Raw genomic sequence first — 9,022 nt, 5'->3', positions numbered from 1 at the left:
CCAGAACCGGATGCTGCGGTTGCCCGGCAGCTGCACGGTGACGCCGGCGGCCGGCAGCTCCGCGGTGGCTGCGGTGATCTCACCGAGCGGGTAGCGGCTGACGATGCCGACGCTCCCCGCGCTCTGGTACACGTACCAGCCGAGCGCGGTGGCCAGGGTGGTGGCGGCGGTGCCGGCGGTCTCCTGGAGCGCCACGAGGTCCAGGTTCTGGGTGAGGATCACCCGCAGCTGCTTCTCCAGCGCGTCCTCGAATCCCGCACCGGCCTTGCAGAGGTTCCAGCTGGCGGTCTTGAGGATGACCTTCTTGGTGTTGACCGGTACCTGGACGGTGATGGTGTCGGTGTTGCCCGCGGGGTCCTTCACCCCGACGGTCAGCACGGCGGGCTTGACCGGCGCGGTGTTCGGCGAGGTGCCGCTCACCGTGCCGTCGGCGGCCACCGACAGCCAGGAGTCACCGCTGATCTTGCGGAAGACCGGCGTACCGGAGGGGCGCATCCACAGCCCGCCCAGCTTGAAGCTGAACGCGGTGGCGGGCGCCACGGCGGTGGTGGTCAGCGCGTCGACGGCGGCGTGCGAGCGGGGCGCGGCGGGCTTGGGCTTGAAGCTGAAGGGCGCGCTCTGGGCGAGGATCCCGTACCCGTCCTTGGCCAGCAGGTACGCGGTGTAGGGGCCGCCGGTGAGCGCGGAGGTGTCGAGCTGGAGGTCACCGGAGGCGTCCGGGGTGTACTTCCACAGCAGCGAGGAGCCGGTGCCGGGCAGCCGGGTGCCGTCGTAGATGCCCACCCAGTTCTTCGCGTCCGGAGCATCGGTGGTCCAGTGGAAGGTGAGCTTGTCGCCTTCGGTGGGACTGGTGGGTGAGGAGAGGACGAGGGAGGATCCTGTCGCCACGGGGGTCCTGTCCGCCGCGCCGGGCCTGGGCGGCTGAGTTGAGTTGGCTGTACAACTGGGCCAATTCACTCGGGGTGCGGCGGACGGAGGATGAACGGGATGTGACCGGTCGTCGGGCGGCGCCGGAACTCCTGGCCGGTAACAGAAGGGGCAGTTCGGGGAATGCCTGACGCCCCGGCGGGGGCCGCCGGGGCGTCAGGGGGTGTCAGGGCACGGGGCGGCTCAGTGGCCGCCGCGCAGGTTGAGCACGACCACCCCGATGATGATCAGCGCGATGCCCAACCACTGGGCGCGGCCCAGGGATTCGCCGAACGCGCCGACGCCTATGCCGGCCACCGCGGCGGTGCCGGCGCCGGACCAGACCGCGTACGCGACCGAGACCGGGATGTGCTTGAGCGCGCGGCCGAGCAGCAGGAAGGAGAGCGCGTAGCCGATACCGACCCCGATGCTCGGCCAGAGCCGGGTGAAGCCCTCGGTCAGCTTGAGGCAACTGGTCGCGCAGACCTCGCTGGCGATCGCCAGGGCGAGCAGCAGGTACGGCATCAGGCGGGCCGGGGCGCGGCGAGCCGCCCGAGCAGCGCGAGGTCCGCCTCGGTCAGGCTCTCCAGCAGGGTGACCCGGTCGGCCGCGGGGATCGGCACGGTGGAGGGCACCGCCAGGACCGCGCAGCCGGCCGCGTGCGCGGAGGCCACCCCGGTCGGCGTGTCCTCGACGGCGACGCAGACGGCCGGGTCGAGGCCGAGCCGCTCGGCGGCGGCGAGGTAGGGGGCCGGGTCGGGCTTGGTGCGCTCGGTGTCCTCGGCGGCCAGGGTCACGGTGAACCACTGGCGGCCGAGGCTGTCCAGCACCAGGTCGACCACCCGGCGCGGGGAGGCCGAGACCAGCGCGGTGGGCACCTCGGCGGCCCGCAGCGCGGCCAGCAGGTCGAGCGCGCCGGGCCGGGGCGTCACCTGGGCGGCGACCTTGCCGGTGAAGGACTCGTCCAGCAGCTGGACCAGCTCCTGTTCGGCGCGGTCGGTGCCGCTGGCCCGGTGCAGGTGGGCGGCGGTGTGCTCGACGGCGCGGCCGAGCACCTCCGGCAGGTCGCGCTCGGTGAGGGTGAGGCCGAGTTCGGTGGCCAGCTCAGCGGCGCACTGCCACCAGAGGTGTTCGGTGTCGACCAGGGTGCCGTCCATGTCGAACAGGACGGCGGCGGGGCTGGGATGGGAACGGGCAGGCATGGCGGTACCTTCGGTGGAGATCGGGTGATCAGGAGGCGCGTCGGTCGACCAGCACCGGACGGTCCGGCAGGGCGATGTCGGCGGTGGAGCCTACCGGCAGGCCGGCGGCGAGCTCGGTCGCGAGGTCCGCCTTGACCTCGGTGCCGTCGGCCAGCCGGACGGTGAGCCGGGTGACCGCGCCCAGGAAGGACGCGCCGACCACCTGGGCGCGGCCGTGCAGGGCGGGGACCAGGGTGACGTTCTCCGGGCGCACCAGGACGTCCAGCTGACCGTCGGCGGGCACCGTGCCGTCCACCGGGTGGCGGCGGCCGAGCACCTCGACGCCGTCGCCGGCCCGGACGGCCGGGATCCGGCTCATGGTGCCGACGAACTCGGCGACGAAGGCGGTGGCCGGGCGCGCGTACAGCTCGGACGGGGTGGCGCACTGCTCCAGGCGGCCGGCCCGCAGGACGGCGACCCGGTCGGCCATCGACAGCGCCTCCTCCTGGTCGTGGGTCACGAACAGGGTGGTGATGGCGAGTTCCTGCTGGAGGCGGCGGATCTCCTCGCGCAGGTTGAGCCGGACCTTGGCGTCGAGCGCGGACAGCGGCTCGTCGAGCAGCAGCACCCGCGGCTGCAGGGCCAGGGCGCGGGCGAGCGCGATGCGCTGCTGCTGGCCGCCGGACATCTGGTGCGGGTAGCGGTCGGCGTGCTGCGGCAGGCCGACCAGCTCCAGCAGCTCCTTGGCGCGCTTGCGGCGCTCGGCCTTGCCGGCGCCGCGCATCCGCAGGCCGAAGGCGACGTTGTCGGCGGCGGTCAGGTGCGGGAAGAGGCTGTACGACTGGAAGACCATGCCCGCGTCGCGGCGGTGCGCCGGGATCCTGGTGATGTCCTCGCCGTCGACCAGGACCTGGCCGGAGTCGTGCTGCTCGAAGCCGGCCAGGATCCGCAGCGCGGTGGTCTTGCCGCAGCCGGACGGGCCGAGCAGGGCGAGCAGCTCACCGGGGTGGACGGTCAGGTTGAGGCCGTCCAGCGCGGTGGTGGCGCCGAACGAGCGGCGCAGCGAACGGAATTCGACGGTCGCGCTGCCGGGTGCGGGCTGCACGTCGGCAACGGGGGCGGTAACCGTGGTCATGGGGGTTTCTCCGCTGGTGGTTCAGGAGTGGGCGGGCTTGTGGCGGCGCTCGCGGCCGGCGGCGGCCAGCAGGAGCAGCAGGACCCAGGTGATCAGCAGGCTGAGCACCGAGACGGCGACGGACATCTGGCCCTGGCTGTTGCCGACCGCGTAGATCCAGACCGGGAAGGGCTGGTAGCCGAGGATGGAGGCGGCGGTGAACTCGCCGAGCACCAGGGCGAGGGTCAGGAAGCCGGCGTTCAGCAGCGCGCCGCGCAGGTTCGGCAGGATCACCGTGAAGACCGAGCGGGGCCAGCTGGCGCCGCAGTTGCGGGCCGCCTCGACCAGGGTGCGGACGTCCACCGAGCGCAGTCCGGCGTCCAGCGCGCGGTAGGCGAGCGGCAGGGCCATCAGCACGTACGCGAGGACCAGGACGATCGGGAACTCGGGCTGCTGGATGAACACGAAGGTCTGGAAGAACGGCGTGTCCATCAGGTAGTCCGGGCCCCAGCGCAGCACGCCGATCATGCCGGCGGTGAGCGCCACCGGGGGCACCACCAGCGGCAGGGTGCAGAGGATCTCCAGGGCGGTGCGCAGCCGGGGCGAGCCGAGCCGGGCGGCGATCATCGCGGGCACCAGCAGCAGCAGGAGCACCAGCACGGTGGCCAGCGCCAGCTTCAGGGTCAGCCAGAGGCTGTCGGTGAAGCCCTCGGCGCCGAGCAGGCCGGTGTAGGCCTGGAAGCCGATGCCGTTGTTGTCGCTGATGGAGAACCAGATCGAGGCGCCCATCGGGACCAGGAAGTACAGCGCGGCCACCAGCAGCACGAGCGCGCGGCCGGGCTGGAACCGGGCCAGCGGGGAGCGGGAGGTCAGCTGAGCCATCGTGCGCTCCGACGCTGGAGGGGAAGGTAGACCGCCATCACCAGGACGGCGACGATGATCATGTCGAGGCTGAGGGCGAGCGCGAGGTTGCCCTGCCCGACCAGGACGTTGCCGGACAGTGCGTCCGCGATCTGGCGGCTGATCAGCGGCACGGTGGCGCCGACCATCGCGGCGGCGGTCGCGTACGCCGCGAACGCGCTGCCGAACAGCAGCACGAAGCCGCCGAGCAGCGAGGGCAGCAGGATCGGCAGGGCGACGTGCCGCCAGTACTGCAGGGAGGTGGCCCGGTTGTTCTGGGCCGCCTCGCGCCACTGGACCCGCAGGCCGTCCAGGGCGGGGGTGATGGTGAGCACCATCAGCGGGATCAGGAAGTACAGGTAGGCGACGGTCAGGCCGGTGAAGCTGTACAGCGTCCAGCCGTGGTCGGTGAGGTGGAACAGCTTGGTGAGCTCGCCGGCGTTGCCGAGGGTCGCCACGAAGGCGAACGCGAGCGGCAGGCCGCCGAAGTTGGCGAGCACGCCGGAGGCGGTCAGGACCGCCTCGCGCAGCATCCGGAACCGGCTGGTCACCACGGCCTGCGCGATCGGCAGCCCGACCAGGGTGCCGATCAGCGCGGTGATCGCGGACAGCTTGACGCTGCTGACCAGGGCGGTCCAGTAGGCGCCGGAGACCGAGTCGGAGAGGTTGGCGGTGGTGAAGGTGCCGGCGCCGGTCTCCGCGTCGTTGGAGACGGTGAAGGCGCCGATCGCGATGGCGACGGCGGGCAGGCCGAAGGCGATCGCGAAGAACACGAACAGGGGCAGGGTGGCCAGCCACGAGCCGCCGCGCGGGGCGCGGCGCTTGGCGTGGGAGCCGGGGGCGGGGGTAGCGGTGCCGGACACCCCGTGGCCGCCACTGAGCTTCTCAGTGGCGGCCGGGGTCGGCACCGGGGTGGGAGCCGTGGTCATGTCTGTGATCAGCCCGCGATCGCCTTGGTCCAGTTCTCGGTCACGACCTTCTTCGCGGCCGTGATCTGGTCCTGGGTCGGGAAGGTGGTGAAGGGCTTCTCGACGGCCGGCAGCTTGGCGGCGGCGGTGGCGTCGAGGGTGCCGTCCTTCTTCAGGGTGTCGAAGAGGGCCGGGGTGGCGTAGCCGCCGAGGAAGAGGTTCTGGCCCTCGGCGCTGAACAGGTACTCCTGCCACAGGCGCGCGGCGGCCGGGTGCGGGGCGGTCTTGTTGATCGCCTGGTTGTAGTACTGGGCGTAGGAGCCGTCGGACGGGACGGCGACCTGCCAGTCGATGCCCTTGCCCTTGAACTCGTCGGTGTAGCCGGCGTTCAGGTAGGACCAGTCGATCGAGATCGGGGTCTCGCCCTTCTCGACGGTGGCCGGGGTCGACTCGACCGGCACGAAGTTGCCGCTCTGCTTCAGCTTGGCGAAGAAGTCGATGCCGGGCTGGATGTTGTCCAGCGAGCCGCCGTTGGCGAGCGCCGCCGCGTAGACGCCGCCGAAGGCCGAGCCCGACTTGGTCGGGTTGCCGTTCAGCGCGACCTTGCCCTTGTACTCCGGCTTCAGCAGGTCCGCGAAGGTCTTCGGGCAGACCGGGATGGCCTTGGCGTCGCAGCCGATCGAGATGTAGCCGCCGTAGTCGTTGACGGTGAGGCCGGTGGCCTCCTTCATGGTGTCCGGCACCTTGTCGAAGTTGGCCACCTTGTAGGGGGCGAGCAGGCCGTCCTTGGCGGCCGAGACCGCGAAGGCGCTGCCCAGGTCGACGACGTCGGGGGCGCGGTCCTGGCCCTTGCGGGAGGTGATCGCGTTGATCTCGTCCTGGCTGGAGCCGTCCGGGTTCTCGTCCTCGATCTCGATGCCGTACTTGGCCTTGAACGAGTCCATGATCTTGCCGTAGTTCGCCCAGTCCTTGGGCAGCGTGATGACGTGCAGCTTGCCCTCCTTCTTGGCGGCGGCGACCAGGGCGTCCATGCCGCCGAAGTCGGCGGCCGACGTGGCGTCCTTGGCCTCCTTCTTCGCACCGGCGGCCGTGTCACCGGACTTGGCGGACGTCCCCGCCGAGCCACAGGCGGAGAGGGAGAGTGCGGCGGCGGTCAGTACGGCCGCGAGGGCGGCGGCACGAGGGCGGTGCACGGTCACTGGTGGTTCTCCTGAATGAGGTGTACAGGCGGGGAGTTTCGAATCAGGGGGTCAGCTGACGCTGGGCCAAGTTGGCTGGCCAACTTGTGCTGACGGGGGTAAGTACGCCCGAGCCCGGTGACGGGAAGGTGAACGGATGGCCCAGAACAGGGGGCGGCTGCCGGAACGGTCGAATCCCGTCCGTCCACGGAGATCCGCAGCGGCTACAGTCGGTGGCGTCCCGCGCGACACCAATGCCCGGGCCAGCGCCCGAGGAGGGACCTTGACCGACATGGCACTCGACCAGGACCGCGCCGCCGGCTCGCTCTACCGCAAGGTGGCCGCCGACCTGCGGGAAGCGATCACCTCCGGCAGCTTCGGGGAGGCCGGCCGGCTCCCGGCCGAGGGCGCGCTGGCCGAGCAGTACGGGGTCTCCCGCGGCACCGTCCGCCAGGCGCTGGCGATGCTGCGGGCCGACGGCCTGGTCACGTCGCGTCGCGGTACCCGCCGGGTGGTGCTCGGCACCGCCCGGGTACAGAGCTTCTCGGAGCTGCTCAGCTTCACCCACTGGGCCCGCTCGATGGGGGAGGAGCCCGGCGGCCGCCTGGAGTCGCTGATCCGCCGGCCCGCGGACGCCGCCGAGCGCGAGCACCTGCGCCTGGAGCCCGGCACCGAGGTGTACGTGACCCTGCGGCTGCGCACCCTTTCCGGCATCCCGGTGATGGTCGAGCGCACCGTCTACCCGCCCCGGGTCGGCGAGGTGGTGGCCGAGCTGCCCGCCGACGTGGTCTCGCACACCGAGCCGCTGCGCGAGCACGGCATCCTGTTCACCGACGCCGACCACACCATCGACGTGGTCGCGGCCAACGCCGACGACGCCCGGCTGCTCGGCTGCCGCCGCGGCAGCCCGCTGCTGCGCGAGAAGCGGCGGACCACCGACCCCACCGGCACCCCCGTCGAGTGGTCCCAGGACCGTTACCTGCCGGGCACGGTGGCCTTCAGCATCCACAACTCGCTGGCCTCCTCCGCGCTCTCGCGGCACGCCCGGGAGAGCGACTGACGGAGCGTGCGACGCGCGGGGCGTTCGGCCGGACGCCCCGGACTTCCGAGGGGTTACCGCTAGGCTGCTGCGGCCAGTGTGATGATCTGCCTTGAGGGGATGCGACGATGACGTCCAGTCAGGAACACGCCGACGGCGGGCGGGACCAGGGTGAGTGGGAGCGCCTCGGCGTCGACACCACCGCACCGCACTCCGCCCGGGTCTACGACTACTGGCTGGGCGGCAAGACCAACTTCGCCCCCGACCGGGCCATGGGCCAGGCGTTCGAGCAGGCCATCCCCAGCATCCGGGAGATGGCCAAGGAGAACCGCGCCTTCCAGGGCCGCGCCGTCCGCTACCTGGCCCAGGAACTCGGCCTGCGCCAGTTCCTCGACCTGGGCACCGGCATCCCCACCTCCCCCAACACCCACGACATCGCCGAGGCCGTCAGCCCCGGCACCCGGGTGGTGTACGTCGACAACGACCCGATCGTGCTGGCCCACGCCCGCGCGCTGATGTCCTCCGCCCCCGGCAGCCGCACCACCTACATCCACGCCGACCTGCGCAAGCCCGCCGAACTGCTGGCCGACCCCGAACTGACCGGCACCCTCGACCTCGACGAGCCGGTCGGCCTGCTGCTGATCGCAGTCCTGATGCTGGTCGCCGACCAGGACGACCCGTGGGGCAAGGTCGCCGAACTGCGCGACGCCCTCCCGTCCGGCAGCTGCATCGCGCTCACCCACCCGACCCAGGACTTCGACCCCGAGACGGTGGCCACCGTCGCCGCCGCGGCCCAGCAGGGCGGCATGACCCTGGTGCCGCGCACCCGCGAGGAGGTCACCCGGTTCTTCGACGGCTGGGAACTGCTGGAGCCGGGCGTCTCCCCGGTGATGGCCTGGCGCCCCGACGGCGAGCCCCCGGCCGACCCGACCGCCGCCTACTACTGGGGCGCGGTCGCCCGCAAGAAGTGACCCCGCCGGGGGCGGGCCGGCCCGGCCCGCCCCCCGGGGGTCGCGGCTAACCGGCCCCCACGATCGCGTCGTGCACTGCGCAGGGCGGTCGCCGGCCGGGCGCCGGGGCCCGGTACAGGACGCGGTCGCGCAGCCGCCCGGTCCACGGCTCGGCCGCCGACGCCCGCCTGACCAGCGCGTGCCGGCTGCGCCCCGCCCGAAGGTGCCCGCGGTACTCGGTGACGAGCACGCTCCCGTCGCCGAGCAGCAGCCGGAGCTTCTCCTCCACCCGGCAGAAGTGGCAGTCCGCGCCCGGCGGCAGCACGAACCTGCGGCCCTCCGGGTGCTGGGCGTCGGGCATCGCGATGACCATCAGCGCACCGGTCGGCACCACGCACAGGCCGAGCACCTGCGGGCCCTCGGCCGCCGCGACCGCGGTGATCAGCCGGTCGAACCCGGGCCCGTCGATCACGGCGATCCGGGCCGTCATCTCCCGCACCGAGGACCGCAGGGCGAGGACCGCCGCCACCAGCGACACCGCCGCCGTGACCGGCAGGCCCCAGCCCGAGCCGACGTCGTGCACCAGCCAGAGCACCGCGACGTTCAGCAGCAGCAGGTACGCCACGGTGGCCCGCAGCCCGGACGGCCACATCCGGACCGCCACGTAGTTGGCGAGCAGGAAGGCGTTCACCGCCACCAGGAAGCCCGCGTCGAAGGCGGTCACACCGGCCCCCCGGGCCCGCTCCGCCGTCCGGTCCCCGTCATCCGCGCTCCCCCGGCAGCTGTGGTGGATGTCCGCGCGTCCAGGATGGCACGCGGGCCGCCGCCGGGGGACCGTTCCGGGCG

The 9,022-nt window shown here is 72.5% G+C and carries 9 protein-coding genes and 1 pseudogene; 2 read left to right on the top strand and 8 right to left on the bottom strand.

The window, feature by feature from the left end; genetic code table 11:
* The 7 genes and pseudogenes from AA75_RS44380 to AA75_RS44350 all read right to left on the bottom strand — a co-directional run.
* Positions 1–888, bottom strand: a pseudogene (locus AA75_RS44380) (hypothetical protein); the annotation flags it as partial.
* Positions 889–1,110: 222 nt separating this feature from the next.
* Entirely contained in the window at positions 1,111–1,431 is a 321-nt protein-coding gene (locus tag AA75_RS44375; RefSeq protein ID WP_033826257.1) for a multidrug efflux SMR transporter, read from the bottom strand.
* Complete coding sequence (locus AA75_RS44370) at positions 1,431–2,108, bottom strand: HAD family phosphatase (RefSeq protein WP_033826256.1); 678 nt, start codon at positions 2,106–2,108, stop codon at positions 1,431–1,433. The genes AA75_RS44375 and AA75_RS44370 overlap by 1 nt, the downstream gene beginning before the upstream one ends.
* A gap of 28 nt (positions 2,109–2,136) precedes the next feature.
* Positions 2,137–3,222, bottom strand: coding sequence for an ABC transporter ATP-binding protein (locus AA75_RS44365; protein ID WP_051814486.1), 1,086 nt, complete (start codon positions 3,220–3,222; stop codon positions 2,137–2,139).
* 21 nt (positions 3,223–3,243) lie between these two features.
* Complete coding sequence (locus tag AA75_RS44360) at positions 3,244–4,083, bottom strand: ABC transporter permease (RefSeq protein ID WP_149038722.1); 840 nt, start codon at positions 4,081–4,083, stop codon at positions 3,244–3,246.
* On the bottom strand, positions 4,071–5,030 hold the full coding sequence (locus AA75_RS44355) for an ABC transporter permease subunit (protein WP_051814484.1): 960 nt from the start codon (positions 5,028–5,030) through the stop codon (positions 4,071–4,073). Before AA75_RS44355 ends, AA75_RS44360 begins: the two co-directional genes overlap by 13 nt.
* Positions 5,031–5,038: 8 nt before the next feature.
* The gene (locus tag AA75_RS44350; RefSeq protein WP_033826255.1) at positions 5,039–6,208 is read right to left on the bottom strand and encodes an ABC transporter substrate-binding protein; all 1,170 of its coding nucleotides are present in this window, start codon (positions 6,206–6,208) and stop codon (positions 5,039–5,041) included.
* Between the two features lie 271 nt (positions 6,209–6,479).
* On the opposite strand from AA75_RS44350, the gene AA75_RS44345 reads away from it, so the two are divergent.
* Complete coding sequence (locus AA75_RS44345) at positions 6,480–7,247, top strand: GntR family transcriptional regulator (protein ID WP_033826269.1); 768 nt, start codon at positions 6,480–6,482, stop codon at positions 7,245–7,247.
* Positions 7,248–7,354: 107 nt separating this feature from the next.
* The gene (locus AA75_RS44340; RefSeq protein WP_082527306.1) at positions 7,355–8,197 is read left to right on the top strand and encodes an SAM-dependent methyltransferase; all 843 of its coding nucleotides are present in this window, start codon (positions 7,355–7,357) and stop codon (positions 8,195–8,197) included.
* A 46-nt stretch (positions 8,198–8,243) separates the two neighbouring features.
* Here AA75_RS44340 and AA75_RS44335 read toward each other — a convergent pair whose 3' ends face one another.
* A complete protein-coding gene (locus AA75_RS44335; protein WP_033826254.1) occupies positions 8,244–8,900 on the bottom strand; it encodes a hypothetical protein in 657 nt (218 codons plus the stop codon).
* Between the last annotated feature and the right edge of the window lie 122 nt (positions 8,901–9,022).

Source organism: Kitasatospora sp. MBT63 (assembly GCF_000710465.2).
Taxonomy (GTDB): domain Bacteria; phylum Actinomycetota; class Actinomycetes; order Streptomycetales; family Streptomycetaceae; genus Kitasatospora.
The sequence above is the reverse complement of the archived record's forward strand: the minus strand, read 5'-3'. Positions and strand labels throughout refer to the sequence as shown.

Excerpts from the sequence above, each read along its gene's own strand:
- AA75_RS44360 (WP_149038722.1), bottom strand. The coding sequence starts at position 4,083 with ATGGCTCAGCTGACCTCCCGCTCCCCGCTGGCCCGGTTCCAGCCCGGC.
- AA75_RS44375 (WP_033826257.1), bottom strand. The coding sequence starts at position 1,431 with ATGCCGTACCTGCTGCTCGCCCTGGCGATCGCCAGCGAGGTCTGCGCG.
- AA75_RS44365 (WP_051814486.1), bottom strand. The coding sequence starts at position 3,222 with ATGACCACGGTTACCGCCCCCGTTGCCGACGTGCAGCCCGCACCCGGC.
- AA75_RS44345 (WP_033826269.1), top strand. The coding sequence starts at position 6,480 with ATGGCACTCGACCAGGACCGCGCCGCCGGCTCGCTCTACCGCAAGGTG.
- AA75_RS44340 (WP_082527306.1), top strand. The coding sequence starts at position 7,355 with ATGACGTCCAGTCAGGAACACGCCGACGGCGGGCGGGACCAGGGTGAG.
- AA75_RS44370 (WP_033826256.1), bottom strand. The coding sequence starts at position 2,108 with ATGCCTGCCCGTTCCCATCCCAGCCCCGCCGCCGTCCTGTTCGACATG.
- AA75_RS44355 (WP_051814484.1), bottom strand. The coding sequence starts at position 5,030 with ATGACCACGGCTCCCACCCCGGTGCCGACCCCGGCCGCCACTGAGAAG.